The following is a 13424-nucleotide window of genomic DNA, read 5'->3' as shown; positions in this document are numbered from 1 at the left end:
GATTATTTATGGAGCGAGAGACCTTTGATTGCCTTGTCGACGGCTTTCTTTGGCCCCCGCAGAGCGATGCCGACGAAGTCCATGCTGGCTGGGTCCTCGGCAAGGAACACAGCTCTGTTCGCCTCGTCATGGCCGGTCGAGAACATGGCGAACACATAGGGAAGCATGGTCAATTCACGCTCCAGCCCGACACGATGGGCCTTCTGGATTTCCTCAAGGCTGGCTTCGAAAATCAGCATGGGCTGGCCGGACATATTTCCGTAACAGTGGCCGTTGGCATCCACATAGGGCTTCCCCATGATCTCGGGTGCAGCCGATGGAATACCGGTGGCTAGAAACGCGACAACGTTCATCCTCTGCCACATGGCAAGGTCGTTGCGGACGAGGATTGCTACTTTGGTGTCGAACATTGCGTACTCCTTCAAAACTGAACAGTGATGATGGAGTCGATGGCAGGCTTCAGTCTGTTAGATTTGTGCACAACCGCTGATAAGCAGCCGGAGTGAGGCGGTAAGCGCGCCGGAACCACACACCCATATGGCTCTGATCAGAGAAGCCGACTTCTGCGGCCACCTCTGCTGCGGGCTTTCCCGCGGCCAGTAATGCGCGAGCTGCGCGTAGCCTGAGCCTGATCAGATAAGCATGCGGCGTTTGGCCATAGGTCCGCTTGAACTGCCGTGTAAGCCTGAAGCGGTCGATGCCGGTATAGCTGGCAAGCTCATCCAGGCTGATATCAGTTGCCATAAGCACATGGAGGAAGTCTCTGGCTCTTTCCATAACCGGAGCAGACTCAGACTTGTCCGATTGGTATGGTCGAAGGTGCTTGGAGAGAGCCACCATGAGGCTATCGAGGCTCTCATCTCTGGCCAGGCGGCCTTCTTGTTGATGGACAGCCAGAAACGCACGTTGAATGACATCCCGCAGCTGTACGTCGTCGGTCAGCGTATTGTGGAAGGTAGCGCCAAGTGATGATGCATCTCCCACACCCAGGCGATCTGTCATGTCAGACACCCACCGCTGAGGAAGGTAAAGCATGCCGTAGGTGAAGCCCTCAGGCTCAGGTGCGAACCCGTCATGCAAGGCTCCGGGCTCGATCAACATTGACCTGCCAGGTGTACTGGTATGCGTCGAGCGATTGCAACTGAAACGCTGTACGCCTTGATGAGTCACACCGACCAACATCTCATCATGGTCATGAGGGTCGTAGGCATGACCTTGGAAATGGGCGTGCACACTCTCAATCCCCGTCTCATTGTCGCGGCGAATGTTGATCCAGTCACTTCCGATCTGGCTATCGGAGGGATGAGTCATGTGCGTACCTATGTTCCAGTCATCGATGCAGGGCCTGTGACCCAGACAGCAATTCTACTCCCCATTGAGGTGCGGGTTACTCAGCGTACTGAGCAATGCCGTTGCCGAACGACCAATTCTCCCTTTTTACCTCCACCAAGCTGATGAAAACGTCTTCAAGGCGTACTTCCGCCTGCTCGTTCAGACTCGTGGCGATGGCCTTGTAGAGCAATTTCTTCTGCTCGGTCGTTCGGCCTTCGTTGAGCGTGATCTGGATGAACACCTGCCCGTCCGAGCGCTGGATACCCAGATACTGCGGATCATTCACCATGCGGGTTCCTTCGTGCTCGGTGAGTACCTGAAAGTTGTCGTGCTCGGGAATGCTAATCGCGTCTCGCATAGCCTGGTACACGATTCGGCCCAATAGCTGAATGTGCTCTGGATCGGTGTGCTTTCTGATGTCGATACGAACCAACGGCATGGATTGGACTCCTGCTGATTGCCACAAGCGTGGGCAGTGGCGACTGCGGTGATGGAAACGAAAAGGGAAAAACTTGATTTGCCAAAAATAAGATAGTGATCATAATCTATTTTGACAAGAAAGCGTGAACCGAACGAGCGCATTTTCCCTATCGAACGGAGCCATCCATGGCAGAACCCATCTATCTCGAAGATCTGACCGTGGGCGATGTATTCCACAGTGACCATTACACTTTGGATGCCGAGCAGATCGTCCGCTACGCGAAGGAATTTGATCCCCAACCTTTTCATCTGGATCACGAAGCTGCGAAGGACACGTTCTTTCAGGGCCTTGCGGCAAGTGGATGGCAGACCGCAGGCATCACGATGCGGTTGCTGGTCGCAAGCCTTCCGCTTGCGCGGGGCATAATTGGCGCAGGGGCAGAAATGGCGTGGCCTCTAGCGACACGCCCTGGAGACGTGCTAAGCGTTACCAGTACAATTCTCAGCATCACACCGTCTCGATCAAAACCGGATCGGGGAATTGTGGTGGTTGAATGCATCACCTCCAATCAGAGGAACGAGGTCTTGCAACGAATGGTGACCAAGATCTTGTGCTTCAAAAAGTAGGGTGACACCGTGGGACGCTCATCGCAGTCCAAAGCCAAAGAGAACCGAGCGCAAATTGTTCTGACAGCCTCCCGTATGTTCCGTGAGGCTGGCGTCGAGGGCGTCTCAGTAGCTCAAATCATGGCCGCCAATGGCATGACCGTGGGCGGTTTCTACAAGCATTTCGACTCTAAAGATGCCTTGATTACCGAAGCGTTCTCCACGGCATTCGAGCAATCTGTTGAAGCTTGGGATGATGTGTTCCAGCGAGCGGATGCAGCGGCTGAAAACCGAGCAGCTTCTCTGGTTCGTCAATATCTTCGAAACAGCTCTGCCAAGAATCGTTGTCCGCTTTTGGCCTTTGCCTCAGGTGTATCTACTGGGGAGGTGAGTCAGTTAGGTGCCGAAGCTTACGAGACCGGTGCAAAGCGTCTACTGGATAAGTTCTTGGATGAGAGAGCTGATGAAGGCGATTCAGCCCAGTCGAAAGAGGTCGACAGCGAAGGTTTGGTGATCTTTGCTGCCATGATTGGGGCGCGGTTGCTGGCTCAATCGGTAGGGCAAAGCCTATGGATTGAAGCGATGGAGGCTGCTATCAACCAAGCGGCCACAAGACATCGGAAGCCAGATTAAATCCTGCCAGCCCAATCGCTGCTGTGTTTAACGTGACCGTCTGCTTTGGGTCGATAGCGGTCGATCGCGACTGGCTGCTTTCGACCCAAAGCAGACAGTCCATCCCACGATTGACCATGCACCCAAGGGGCCGCATAACGGAGGCCCCAAGGTGCCGTATCGAGTGCTGAACATAACGATACGCGGTTCGCCGTAGAGCGCGCTGTAAAAGGAAGGGGACGTCGTCGCGTTGGCCGAGCAAACGTTAGAAATCGAAGCGTTGGTCGAACACCGTTTGGCCGCCCACCGACACGCTGCATTGACGAGCGACTTCGACCGGCATCACTTTGCCTAGCAACGGTGCCATCGACGTGTAGAACACCTTGTCACAGGCGGCGCTCTTGCTGAAGGGCTGGGCGTTACCGGCTGCGTCGGACCTGATTCGGCAGCCGGCCACCAACTCGGAGGGCAGCTCGTTCAAGAGCACTGTTTTCGAGCCCGCGCTCTGTAACTCGATTAGATCGTCACAGCCACCTTTGGCTGGGCCTTCCTTGATGATTTTGGTGAATGCGACACGTTGGAAGTCAGTGCCGGAGAACAGTACTTGGTCGTTGACCTTCACACGATACTGCGAAGGTTTGAATGCGACGGTCTTGATGCAGAACTGCGTGGCAACCGGCTTGCCATTGGCCTCGGCGGTGGCAGCCTTGCAGCCTGGAGTGGCCTGGGTGAAGGCAGTGTCGGGCGGGCTGACGCAGCCAGTAAGTGAGAGCACACACAGAACAAACAGCACTTTTTTCATAAAGCTTCCTGAATTTCAAGCACACCGCCTCCAGCAGGCGGCTCCGGACAATGATCTTACCAACAAAATGATGGCCAACAGCCATGCGCCACAGAATGATTGGCACGATAGATGCCCAAGGCGCCGTTACCGGTAGCAGGGGGACAGGGAGCGGAGAACTACGATGTGACGAAGGGCTGCTTTCGACCCATAGCTGCCATTCACCAAGGGCAGGAACCGGCCAAGAGCTGTCACTCTTCTACAAGGAGACGTTAGCGCTGGAAAGTCAAAATCTTTTCGTAACTCGGCCAACCGTTTTTTCATGATCGATGGGTGCGGATCTCTAGCTTTGGCCGCTGGATGTCGCGCACTGTAACGGCCCCAGAGCAGCCTGAGCAGTTGACTCTCCCGTTATGGTCAGGCTTTACCCTGCACGCTTCATGTTCAGGATGAAGTGATGATGAGCAAACGAGTACTGGTGGTGCTGGGGCACCCGTCAAGCGAGAGTTTCTGCGCAGCGCTGACCGAGAGCTATGTCGAGGCGGCCAGAAGTGCCGGCCATGATGTAAGGGTGTTACGGCTTGATGCTTTGAGCTTTGACCCGGTACTACGCAGCGGCTACCGGCAAGCGCAGCCACTGGAACCCGATCTGCTCAGGGCCCAGGCCGACATCACCTAGTCCGAGCACCTAGCCTTTATCTACCCCATTTGGTGGGGCGGTATCCCTGCATTGATGAAAGGCTTTTTCGACCGCGTGTTCCTGCCCGGTTTCGCGTTTCAGTATAGGGCAGGCAAAGCTTTCCCCGAGCAACTGCTCAAGGGGCGAACAGCGCATCTGCTGGTGACGATGGATACACCGCCGTGGTACTACCGCTGGGTGTATCGCATGCCTGGCCTTCACCAAGTGCGCAAGACCACGTTGCAATTCTGCGGTATCAGAACGCTGCGCACTCTGATGTTCGGGCCGCTGCTCGGCTCCAGCGCGCGGCGGCGTGGAGCTTGGCTCGAACTGGCACGAGGCCTCGCCAGCTGACCTGCGGCTATGTGGTTCCCGAACCGCTGGCGCCATGCAATGATGCCCCGCACCCTTTTGAAAAGGACATTCATGTATATCGGCAAAGCCGCCCAACTGTCGGGCACCACGGTCAAGACCATCCGCCACTATGAAGCGATTGGCCTGCTGCCACCGCCCGAGCGCCAGGGGCAGTACCGCGTCTACACTCAGCAGAGTGTCGAGTTGCTGACGTTCATCAAATGCGCGCAGCAGTTGGGTTTCAAGCTGAAAGAACTGCAGGCCATTCTGCTGAGGCAGCAGGGTGCTGATTTGCCGTGGGAGTTGGCGGGCAAGGCCATTGCCGACAAGAAACGCGAAGTGCTGGGGCAAATCACTGGGCTGCAGCAGATATACGCAGGGCTCGAAGCGTTTGAAGCAAGCCTTGCAGGTGCCAAGTACCAGTGCGGGCTTAAGCGTCTGCCATAAGCTACGAAGCGAATTGCTGGCTTCGATCTAAATGCGAGCGCCGCAGGAGCGGGTTTGATCCGTCAATGCGGGCGTAAAAACATCATCCCCGCTTTGACGATTCGGGCCTACTGCCGGGTGGAGAGATGCGCTGAGGCGTGTAGCCGGCATGGAAAAAGACAATCCTCGCTGTGGCGATGGGCTTGATGTATCCGGGCCTGTAGAGTCAGCCGCTCGTTGGCACTGATGAGATTCGTGATTCCCGGGTAAACGCCGCTGGACTGAGCGGCTGGTAAAACCGGAGCGGATGGGGTGGCGGTGGTTGAAAACGGTCTATTGTGGATGCGCCGTCCTTGAGTGGCTGGAGCTCAGCCCATCGGGGCACCGAGTAATGCTATCGCCGTCCCATGGGTGACCACGGCCGGAACCGTTCCCCACCACAATCGGACCTGCGCGCACACCAGACCCTCGACCAGGGTGAACAGCATGATTGGCCATCCCACTTGGGTGAGGATAAACGCCAGATAGGCGTGACACGCGCTGAACGCAATCGCACTGCCCAGTGCGGCTCGCTGTGCTGATGTCACTCGCTCAAGCAGTCCTTGCAGCATGCCTCGAAACAGTACCTCCTCAAGCGCATTCCCAGCAAAAGCAAAAAAGACAAAGCCCAGCATCCAGGGGAGAGGGGGCGATTCGATACCTTGATAAATGCTTATCGGTATACCAATGGCACAACCTGCTGCCATTCCTATGGCAAGACCGCAAGCGCGGTTGCCTTTGAACCCTGTTACCAGTCGCCAGAGCGCTGGGGCCAGCCTCGCGAGGCAAGTAATCAGCAGTATTGAAGCCACGCCAAGCAACGCGAGAATCCACACATTGGCATGGAATTGGAGTGCTGGTTTACCGCCAACCCTCCACAATCCGCAGGGTGTCATCAGGTCCCGTGTGAACATGAATGCGGTCAAGAGAATTGCCACGCGCAAACCCGTCAGTGAGCTAGGCGTGACCCAGAACCAGACGGCGAACAAGCCGAGGACAGGAGAGAGAGTCAGTAGGTAATCCAGCAGCGGCGTGAGGGCGTTGAGAACCATCATTTCATCCGTGAGAGTGGCAGGGTGCAGGATACGGGACCTGCGCCCAAACTGCTTCGAGTGTGTGCTTGCAGTTGACCATGTCGGCGATTGCCGTAAAATCGCGCGCCCAAAATTCAGCAGGCAGGGAGCTTCAATGCAACGGGTGATGATCATTGGTCAGCCAGGGTCTGGGAAAAGTACCCTGGCGCGCAAGCTGGGTGAGCGCGCAGGGCTGCCGGTCGTGCATATCGACACGATTCACTGGCAGCCAGGGTGGGTCGAGCGCAGCCGGGACGAGAAGACGCGTCTTTGCCATGAGGTCGAGGCCCGTGAGCGCTGGATCTTCGAAGGCGGACACTCGACCACATGGAACAACCGGCTGGCCCGCGCTGACATGTTGATCTGGATCGATCGCTCGGCGCCGCTTCGATTCTGGCGCGTGCTCCTCAGAACGGCCCTGAACCGCGGTCGCTCTCGGCCCGACCTGCCGGACGACTGCCCGGAACTGCTGGCCAACCTGCCGGAGTTTTTCAGGTTCATGTGGCGAACGAAAACCTCGTCTCGGGAGGCGATGAAGCGATTCGTGGCGACGGCGCCGTCGGGGTGTCGCGTGGTCTACTTGCGGTCGAATCGGGATGCCGAGGTTTTTCTGGCGAGTCTGGGCGCGCAGCCTGATCAGGCTGCGCAAGGCCACTAGAGACTCGATTGTGCTTGATTGGCGGCAGGCGCCTGCCGTGACGGCGCATCAGAACGTTTAACCTGTCCAAGGATGGCCCATGGCACTGACCAGCAAGATTACGACCTACACCCCTGAATGGCCGCAACGGTACGAGGCGGACAAAACGCTGCTTGTCTCGGCATTCGGTGATGAGCTTCTGGCGATGCACCATGTAGGCAGTACGGCTGTCCCGCAACTTGCAGCTAAGCCCGAGATCGATGTGCTGATCGAGGTTTCAGAACATCGCAATGAGGCCGCGCGAGACGAGGTGTTGCTTAGCCTGGGGTATGTCCGCGGCAGTGATCTGTCGGAAGGTCACCATTTCTACCGCCGAAATGTTGGCGAGGTGCGCACCCACAAGATCCACATCTGCAGGCGTGGACACCTTTCAGTCATCCAGATGCTGAGGTTCAGGGATCTGCTCAGGACCGACGCCTCCCTCAGGCAGCGATACCAGGATCTCAAGATCGAGCTTGAGGCCACCAATACCGGGGGGATGGCTGAGTATCTGGAGAAGAAGGGGCCGTTTATCCTTGCGGCGCTGCTCGAGGGCGATATCAGGCGGTAGTGATGGTCTCCAGTAGGGCTTTCGATTATTCGAGGCCCACTGCTTTCGACCCATAGCGGACGTTCGAGATCATCCGCGCCAGCTACTTCAAGGTTGATACAATCCGCCGCTTCTACACTGGTGAGATGGATTTCATGGACCTGTATGTCGTACGGCATGGTGAAACCTGGGCGAATGCCGAACATCGTTACCTGGGATCGCTCGACCCATCGCTCACGGAGCGGGGGCGTGAGCAAGCTCAAGAACTAAGGGCGAGTTTGCCCCATGAGCTGGACACGCTTGTCGTATCTCCTCGTCTACGAGCAATGGAAACCGCCAGTATTCTTAACGAGAAGCTCAAGCTCCCGGCCCAGACAATGGACTGCTTTCGAGAGCGTGATGTTGGGGTTTTCGAGGGGTTGACCCAGGCGGACGCAAGGGAACGATATCCGCAGCTTTGGTCGCGAAACATTACGCGCCAATGGGGGGTAGGGCCCACCGGAGGAGAATCGATAGCTGATGTTGTGAAGCGGGTCAGAGGCGGATTGGTAGACCTGGAGTCGAGATATCCGTCGAAGCGTGTTCTTCTTGTAGCACACGGATTTGTTGCGAAGACTATCCGGGCGTTGGCCAGGAATGACTTTTCAGACTTCTACAACTGGCAACTCTCCAACGGCAGCATGTTGGCCTTGGAAAGCCTTGTACTCCCGACCTCTGACCTAAAGACGCTGCAGGCCTCGCTACCACCGGGCGATTGAGGTAGTTGCTAGCACCCTTGGCCTAAGAAGGTCTGCTATGAATCGGAAGCGGTCAGTCGCTCATCGCTGTTAACGACCACTCCTTGAGTCTTTGAAATAAAAACGTCAGCGCTCTCTGGAACACCGGGTGGCAATCGGTGTAGGGAAGATCATCCAGCGGAGCCCAGAAAAACTCGAACACGTGGCCGTGGTCATCCAGTGTCTGATGAGCCCAGCGCTCAGGCAGGTGTCGTCCTGATCGACAAAGGTGAAACGACCATATCTGATCTCGATGTTCAGCGTTCCAGCACCCCAGGTCTGTCTCAACCGTAGCGTCAGTGATACCGGACTCCTCAGTCAGCTCACGCAAGGCAGCTTCGCTGGGTAGCTCTCCGTTCTCGATAGTGCCTTTAACCAGTTGGGTGCCCGCCAAGGGATGCCGAAACAGGAGAAGCCTGATCGGTAGCGAAGACGACAGCACCACCGGGCAAGCCTTGTTGGGAAGCATTGCACACTCCATGAGTAGCTCGAGAAGCTGATCATACTAAGGATTTACATGGGCTAATATCCGCGAATCAGTGCATGAAAAGGAATTCTATGAAGCAGTTCTCGAACTGAGCGCCCTATGCTGCTTTCTTCAGCGTCTGCAATAGGGCGATTGCTGCCGTTCACGACTGACCACTAACGACCCATGGCGATCCTACGCTGAGAGCAGCAAACGGCCGGAAGGGGGCGCTAGTAGTGACCATGTACAGCTTTTGCAGATATTCTCCCTCTCGTCTGAGTAACGTCCATGTGAGAGGGTCGTGCGCATGATTGACCAAAGACGCCTGAAGGTTTGGCAAGCCTTTTCCGAGCTGTTCCTGGATACCGAAATCGATCACGGGACTTTCACCTACGTGGCGAAGGCTGTCATAGACAGTCAATACTCGTCGGAAGAAATTCGGATCATTCTGTGGGGAGAGGTTTTCCCAGTCCTTGAGTCAAACTTGCGAAGCGTTGCAGGCGAGTGGGCAGGATGGACAGACGATTGGCTGGTGAAACATCTCAAGGTGTGCGAAGGACCTGTCCCGCCTATGAGCGCTGGCAGCATTGCCGCAGAAATCAGCCGCTGTTGGATTGAGGTAGCGTCGCGGCTTCCACCCTCGCTTCATTCATACCCCTGATCCAAAGTCTGTCCGCTATGGGTTGAAAGCTGCAGGTCGTGAACGGCTGCAATCGACCCATAGTTGCTGCTGGTGAAGAGCGGCGATCGAGCTTTGCTGGTTATTCACTGGTCTCGATGTCGTTCAGGTAAGCTCAGCCCTCTGCAGCGCCACCAAGGACGGTACCCATGCATTCACTCACCGATGAGCAGCTACTTGAGATCATCCGTCATAACCCAATAAACCGAGAGCTATTGGAGATTCTCCCAACGCTCGGCATCCCTGGTTCCATGGTGGCCGCAGGCGCTTTGTTCCAAACGTTCTGGAATCACCGCTCGGGACAACCTCCTGAGTGGGGTATCAAGGACTATGACATCGCCTACTTCGACGATGACTTGTCTTGGGAAGCGGAAAACCGGGTCATAGCCCAAGCTCATCAGGCGTTCTCGCACCTGGGTGTTAACGTCGAGATACGCAACCAGGCCCGCGTGCATTTGTGGTACGAAGGGAAGTTCGGCGGCACCTATCCACCGCTGAAAAAGGTAACGGATGGTATCGACCGCTATCTGATTCGATCGACCTGCCTAGGCGTTGATGCTTGTACGGGTAAGCTCTACAGCACCCATGGCCTGAACGACCTCTTGAACAACTGGCTCAGGATGAACGAGTTGAATCCGTGTCCAGACTTATTCAGGGCGAAAGCTGCCAGCTATCAGGCGCGCTGGCCGTGGCTTCAATTGGTTGAATGAACGTCCGCAATGGGTCGATAGCTGCCGGTCGTGGATGACCGCTTTCGACCCGAAGCTGCCCTTCACGAAGGGCCGAAATCGGCCAGAGGCAGACGCTTGCGAATGACACCTGTAGACTCAAAGCGGTCGAATCACTTGACAGGTACTCCACCAACAAAAAACGGAATTCGCTGAATTTCCATCTCACTCATTTCTCGCCAATCGCTACGCAAAATACCGTACTCAAGCTCGGCGCTTTCCATTGCCTCTTCTAATCCAAGCATTAAGTGGTCACCTTCAATCTGGAGCGCTTCGTAGTCCTCAAAGCGGATCTCAAGATATACCGGGTCATCGTCTTCGACTTCTAGGCCAAAAAGCACGAGCGAGGTGACGCCAGGACGAAATTCGTTGATTTTTCTTACATTCGCAAAAAAATAATTGGTAGGTTGTGGCATGACGTCGGTCACCTTATTTACTGTGGGCTTTCCATTCCACAGGGCTGCTTTAGATCGATTTGAGTCTGCCATAACTGGCAGTTTCTGGCCGATTGCTGCCTTTCGCGAGAGGCAGCTATGGGCCGAAAGCGGCCATTCTCGAGTGAGCCCTATCGACCCATAGCGAATCGCCGTGGCTGCCTGACAAAGCAGCCAAGGTGGGGTTGGGCTTTACGTGTGCTTGCCCGGGTCTATAAGCTGCATCCTTAGTCCCAATCAACTTCGCAAGAGGCAAACCTTTGTCCACCGATCCGCTGTGTCTCGTTTTTGTTCCGGCGCTTGTATCCCTGCTCAAGGCGGCGGAGGATCGCAAAGGCTCCCAGCTCAACGAGGGTGAGGTGCTTGAGATTCGCGATAATGCAACCGCGACAGCAATACCCTTCAGTGTCGCCGTCGCGTTGGAAAAAGAGCGGGGTTACGAGGACATCGTCCCAGAAGAGTGCTGGAAGGAATGGCAGCGAGTACGCTCATTTCTCTGAGCAAACAGTCCTCACACAACCGTTTGGGGCCAGAAATTGCGCAATTACTATCGGAGCGATGGATTGAATGACGACAGTATCCAGCCTCATCGGTCCTTGGAAAGGTGCGGCGTCGACAACGTTGCTACAGCGTTGTCGAGATGCCTGGGACACGCCTTTTGAAGCGCTTTCAGATCTCATGGTCGCAACTTTTCTGAGCCAGCGAGTCGCAGTTCCTCAACTGTTGGTCGAGGCCATGCGGCGGCTGGATTCAGAGCCCCGCGATGGCACGGAGTACTTCGATGGCCAACTGCTTGAGGCAGTTTCGGCGCTGAAAGCTGACGGTGTCTGACCGTTAGCTGCCCGGCTATGGGGCGATAGCGGCATCACAACAGGACACCAGTATGTACGCATTCCTCAGCCTGTCTTAATCGCCATTTCACAGCCACCGAAAGTGGTCGTTTGCAACGTCACGTCTGCCCATCACTCGAATAGGCTTTCGTAGCTTTCAGCGCCGTGCGGAAAGTTGTTGCGGCGCCAGGAAGGCGTCGTGGAAGTAATTGTGGAACGCGTGCATCGCCGGGCTGAATTCCCGCTCGCGATGCCAGGCCAGGCCGACGCTCATGGGGGTGACCTTGTCGGTGATGGTCACCGTTTCGATGCGTTTACCCTCCAGCGACCAGGGGCGGTGTACCAGGTCGGAGAGAATCGCCACGCCGCTGCCGTTGGCCACCATGCTGCGCACCGCTTCCACAGAGCTGGTGCGGATTCGCACGTTGGGCTGCTGGTGGGCATGTTCTCAGTAGCGCATGGCGCTTTGTTCGGCTTCGTCGACGGTAAGCAGGATGAAGGGCTCCTGTGTGACGTCGGCAAGGCTCACGGCCGAGCGTTCGCACAGCGGGTGATGGCTGGGCAGCCACAGCCGGCGCTCGGAGTTGAACAGGGTTTTCGAGACGATGTCCGGGTGGGTCAGGTTCGAGGTCAGCACCACCGCCATGTCGAATTCGCCTTCCAGCAGGCCTTGCTCGATGGCCTGGCGCTCCCGTTCGTGCACTTCGATGGCCACGTCCGGGTGCCAGTGTTCCAGGCGTTGCAGGTGATGGGGCAGGAAGTAGCCGATCACCGTGTAACTGGCCGCTACCCGCAACAGGCCGGTGGCGCGAACGTCCGGCAGCGGGCTGTTGAGGGCGTCGTCGACGCTACGCAAGATCACATAGGCCCGATTGAGAAAGTGCCGTCCGGCATCGGTCAGGCTCATGCCCTGGGCCGAGCGCTGGAACAGTAGCGTGCCGAGCATGCCCTCCAGTTCCTTGATCGCAGTGGTTACCGCCGACTGGGAAATATTCAAATGAATCGCAGCTTGGGAGATTTGCCCGATCTCGGCCGTGGCGACGAAGTAGCGAACCTGGCGCAGGGTCAGTGACATGAACACTCCGCTTGATGAGGTATCTGATTTTCAGAAGATATCCCCTCGGATAATAGATCTTCCCAAGGGGGTGGCTGGAACTTAACGTGCTCTGCATGAAGTCACAAGCGTCAGGAGCAGGTGTCATGCAGGCAGTAGATTTCAATTCGGACATGGGCGAAGGCTTCGGTCCGTGGACGATCGGCGACGGCGTCGACAACGAACTGATGGGCTTCATCAGCTCGGCCAACATCGCCACCGGTTTCCATGCTGGCGACCCCGGCACCATGCGTCGCACGGTCGAGCAGGCCAAGCGCCTGGGCGTGGCCGTCGGTGCCCATCCGGGCTTTCGCGACCTGGTCGGGTTCGGCCGCCGCCACATCCATGCATCGGCCCAGGAGCTGGTGGACGACATGCTGTACCAGCTGGGCGCCCTGCGTGAGCTCGCCCGAGTTCAAGGCGTGGCCCTGCAACACATCAAACCCCACGGTGCGCTGTACATGCACCTGGCCCGGGACGAGGAAGCGGCGCGTTTGCTGGTGGAAAACCTGCAGCGCCTGGAGCCCGAGCTGCTGCTGTATTGCATGCCCGACTCGACGATCTGGCGTATCGCCACTGAGCTCGGCCAGCCAGTGATCCGCGAGTTCTACGCCGACCGCGAATACGACCTCAGCGGCTCCATCGTCTTCACCCGCAATGTGCGTGCCTACGACCCCGCGCAAGTCGCTGCGCGGGTGCTGCGTGCCTGTCAGCAAGGCGTGGTGCGTACGGTGGAAGGTGAAGACCTGGCGATCGAGTTCGATTCCATCTGCTTGCACAGCGATACACCCGGTGCCCTGGCACTGGTCGAGGCCACCCGCAAAGCGCTGGACGGCGCGAGGATCGAGGTGCGCGCACCGCGATAACGCA

17 protein-coding genes and 3 pseudogenes are annotated in these 13424 nt (G+C 56.9%); 11 read left to right on the top strand and 9 right to left on the bottom strand.

The features are described from left to right. Positions 1-2: 2 nt before the first annotated feature. From HU735_RS03730 to HU735_RS03720, 3 genes are all read right to left on the bottom strand, one after another. A complete protein-coding gene (locus HU735_RS03730) occupies positions 3-410 on the bottom strand; it encodes a DUF2000 domain-containing protein (RefSeq protein ID WP_186712459.1) in 408 nt (135 codons plus the stop codon). Between the two features lie 49 nt (positions 411-459). Next, a complete protein-coding gene (locus tag HU735_RS03725) occupies positions 460-1311 on the bottom strand; it encodes an AraC family transcriptional regulator (RefSeq protein ID WP_186712458.1) in 852 nt (283 codons plus the stop codon). Positions 1312-1387: 76 nt separating this feature from the next. Beyond that, positions 1388-1771 carry a tautomerase family protein gene (locus tag HU735_RS03720; protein WP_186712457.1) on the bottom strand — a complete coding sequence of 128 codons (384 nt, stop codon included), beginning with the start codon at positions 1769-1771 and terminating at the stop codon, positions 1388-1390. A gap of 167 nt (positions 1772-1938) precedes the next feature. Here HU735_RS03720 and HU735_RS03715 point away from each other — a divergent pair, with 167 nt between their 5' ends. Both HU735_RS03715 and HU735_RS03710 read left to right on the top strand, forming a co-directional pair. Continuing rightward, positions 1939-2379, top strand: coding sequence for a MaoC family dehydratase (locus HU735_RS03715; protein ID WP_186712456.1), 441 nt, complete (start codon positions 1939-1941; stop codon positions 2377-2379). Positions 2380-2388: 9 nt separating this feature from the next. Continuing rightward, positions 2389-2991: a TetR/AcrR family transcriptional regulator gene (locus HU735_RS03710; RefSeq protein ID WP_186712455.1), complete on the top strand. Its 603-nt coding sequence runs from the start codon at positions 2389-2391 to the stop codon at positions 2989-2991. 244 nt (positions 2992-3235) lie between these two features. Here HU735_RS03710 and HU735_RS03705 read toward each other — a convergent pair whose 3' ends face one another. Then, positions 3236-3772, bottom strand: coding sequence for a hypothetical protein (locus HU735_RS03705; protein WP_186712454.1), 537 nt, complete (start codon positions 3770-3772; stop codon positions 3236-3238). Between the two features lie 439 nt (positions 3773-4211). On the opposite strand from HU735_RS03705, the pseudogene HU735_RS03700 reads away from it, so the two are divergent. Together HU735_RS03700 and HU735_RS03695 are read left to right on the top strand one after the other, a co-directional pair. Beyond that, positions 4212-4784 (top strand): annotated as a pseudogene (locus HU735_RS03700) (NAD(P)H-dependent oxidoreductase). Positions 4785-4856: 72 nt separating this feature from the next. Then, positions 4857-5231, top strand: a complete 375-nt coding sequence (locus HU735_RS03695) for a MerR family transcriptional regulator (RefSeq protein WP_186712548.1) — start codon at positions 4857-4859, stop codon at positions 5229-5231. 110 nt (positions 5232-5341) lie between these two features. Here HU735_RS03695 and HU735_RS03690 read toward each other — a convergent pair. Next, a pseudogene (locus HU735_RS03690) lies at positions 5342-5434 on the bottom strand (integrase); the annotation flags it as partial. 144 nt (positions 5435-5578) lie between these two features. Then, complete coding sequence (locus HU735_RS03685) at positions 5579-6301, bottom strand: CPBP family intramembrane glutamic endopeptidase (protein WP_186712547.1); 723 nt, start codon at positions 6299-6301, stop codon at positions 5579-5581. 136 nt (positions 6302-6437) lie between these two features. Here HU735_RS03685 and HU735_RS03680 point away from each other — a divergent pair, with 136 nt between their 5' ends. The 3 genes from HU735_RS03680 (at position 6438) to HU735_RS03670 (ending at position 8306) form a co-directional block, all read left to right on the top strand. Further along, positions 6438-6980 (top strand): AAA family ATPase, encoded by a 543-nt coding sequence (locus HU735_RS03680; RefSeq protein WP_186712453.1) that lies wholly within the window; start codon positions 6438-6440, stop codon positions 6978-6980. 79 nt (positions 6981-7059) lie between these two features. Beyond that, positions 7060-7569, top strand: a complete 510-nt coding sequence (locus HU735_RS03675) for a GrpB family protein (RefSeq protein WP_186712452.1) — start codon at positions 7060-7062, stop codon at positions 7567-7569. A gap of 134 nt (positions 7570-7703) precedes the next feature. Further along, a complete protein-coding gene (locus HU735_RS03670; RefSeq protein ID WP_186712451.1) occupies positions 7704-8306 on the top strand; it encodes a histidine phosphatase family protein in 603 nt (200 codons plus the stop codon). A 52-nt stretch (positions 8307-8358) separates the two neighbouring features. Here the strand turns inward: HU735_RS03670 and HU735_RS03665 are convergent, their stop codons facing one another. Next, on the bottom strand, positions 8359-8793 hold the full coding sequence (locus tag HU735_RS03665) for an NUDIX domain-containing protein (protein ID WP_186712450.1): 435 nt from the start codon (positions 8791-8793) through the stop codon (positions 8359-8361). Positions 8794-9618: 825 nt separating this feature from the next. Here HU735_RS03665 and HU735_RS03660 point away from each other — a divergent pair. After that, positions 9619-10179 (top strand): nucleotidyltransferase family protein, encoded by a 561-nt coding sequence (locus HU735_RS03660; RefSeq protein ID WP_186712449.1) that lies wholly within the window; start codon positions 9619-9621, stop codon positions 10177-10179. A gap of 131 nt (positions 10180-10310) precedes the next feature. On the opposite strand, the gene HU735_RS03655 is transcribed toward HU735_RS03660, so the two are convergent. Next, entirely contained in the window at positions 10311-10613 is a 303-nt protein-coding gene (locus HU735_RS03655) for a hypothetical protein (protein WP_186712448.1), read from the bottom strand. A gap of 278 nt (positions 10614-10891) precedes the next feature. Between HU735_RS03655 and HU735_RS03650 the strand changes: the two genes are divergently transcribed. Next, on the top strand, positions 10892-11131 hold the full coding sequence (locus HU735_RS03650) for a hypothetical protein (protein ID WP_186712447.1): 240 nt from the start codon (positions 10892-10894) through the stop codon (positions 11129-11131). 67 nt (positions 11132-11198) lie between these two features. Next, positions 11199-11462, top strand: a complete 264-nt coding sequence (locus tag HU735_RS03645; RefSeq protein WP_186712446.1) for a contact-dependent growth inhibition system immunity protein — start codon at positions 11199-11201, stop codon at positions 11460-11462. A gap of 156 nt (positions 11463-11618) precedes the next feature. On the opposite strand, the pseudogene HU735_RS03640 reads toward HU735_RS03645, so the two are convergent. Beyond that, positions 11619-12536, bottom strand: a pseudogene (locus HU735_RS03640) (LysR family transcriptional regulator). A gap of 125 nt (positions 12537-12661) precedes the next feature. On the opposite strand from HU735_RS03640, the gene HU735_RS03635 reads away from it, so the two are divergent. Next, positions 12662-13420: a 5-oxoprolinase subunit PxpA gene (locus HU735_RS03635; RefSeq protein ID WP_186712445.1), complete on the top strand. Its 759-nt coding sequence runs from the start codon at positions 12662-12664 to the stop codon at positions 13418-13420. Positions 13421-13424 lie beyond the last annotated feature (4 nt).

The sequence above is a fragment of the Pseudomonas sp. BW16M2 genome (genome assembly GCF_014268865.1).
Classification (GTDB): domain Bacteria; phylum Pseudomonadota; class Gammaproteobacteria; order Pseudomonadales; family Pseudomonadaceae; genus Aquipseudomonas; species Aquipseudomonas peradeniyensis.
The sequence above is the reverse complement of the archived record's forward strand: the minus strand, read 5'-3'. Positions and strand labels throughout refer to the sequence as shown.

Excerpts from the sequence above, each read along its gene's own strand:
- HU735_RS03725 (WP_186712458.1), bottom strand. The coding sequence starts at position 1,311 with ATGACTCATCCCTCCGATAGCCAGATCGGAAGTGACTGGATCAACATT.
- HU735_RS03730 (WP_186712459.1), bottom strand. The coding sequence starts at position 410 with ATGTTCGACACCAAAGTAGCAATCCTCGTCCGCAACGACCTTGCCATG.
- HU735_RS03675 (WP_186712452.1), top strand. The coding sequence starts at position 7,060 with ATGGCACTGACCAGCAAGATTACGACCTACACCCCTGAATGGCCGCAA.
- HU735_RS03660 (WP_186712449.1), top strand. The coding sequence starts at position 9,619 with ATGCATTCACTCACCGATGAGCAGCTACTTGAGATCATCCGTCATAAC.
- HU735_RS03635 (WP_186712445.1), top strand. The coding sequence starts at position 12,662 with ATGCAGGCAGTAGATTTCAATTCGGACATGGGCGAAGGCTTCGGTCCG.
- HU735_RS03715 (WP_186712456.1), top strand. The coding sequence starts at position 1,939 with ATGGCAGAACCCATCTATCTCGAAGATCTGACCGTGGGCGATGTATTC.
- HU735_RS03695 (WP_186712548.1), top strand. The coding sequence starts at position 4,857 with ATGTATATCGGCAAAGCCGCCCAACTGTCGGGCACCACGGTCAAGACC.
- HU735_RS03705 (WP_186712454.1), bottom strand. The coding sequence starts at position 3,772 with ATGAAAAAAGTGCTGTTTGTTCTGTGTGTGCTCTCACTTACTGGCTGC.
- HU735_RS03670 (WP_186712451.1), top strand. The coding sequence starts at position 7,704 with ATGGACCTGTATGTCGTACGGCATGGTGAAACCTGGGCGAATGCCGAA.
- HU735_RS03685 (WP_186712547.1), bottom strand. The coding sequence starts at position 6,301 with ATGGTTCTCAACGCCCTCACGCCGCTGCTGGATTACCTACTGACTCTC.
- HU735_RS03645 (WP_186712446.1), top strand. The coding sequence starts at position 11,199 with ATGACGACAGTATCCAGCCTCATCGGTCCTTGGAAAGGTGCGGCGTCG.
- HU735_RS03665 (WP_186712450.1), bottom strand. The coding sequence starts at position 8,793 with ATGCTTCCCAACAAGGCTTGCCCGGTGGTGCTGTCGTCTTCGCTACCG.
- HU735_RS03680 (WP_186712453.1), top strand. The coding sequence starts at position 6,438 with ATGCAACGGGTGATGATCATTGGTCAGCCAGGGTCTGGGAAAAGTACC.
- HU735_RS03655 (WP_186712448.1), bottom strand. The coding sequence starts at position 10,613 with ATGCCACAACCTACCAATTATTTTTTTGCGAATGTAAGAAAAATCAAC.
- HU735_RS03720 (WP_186712457.1), bottom strand. The coding sequence starts at position 1,771 with ATGCCGTTGGTTCGTATCGACATCAGAAAGCACACCGATCCAGAGCAC.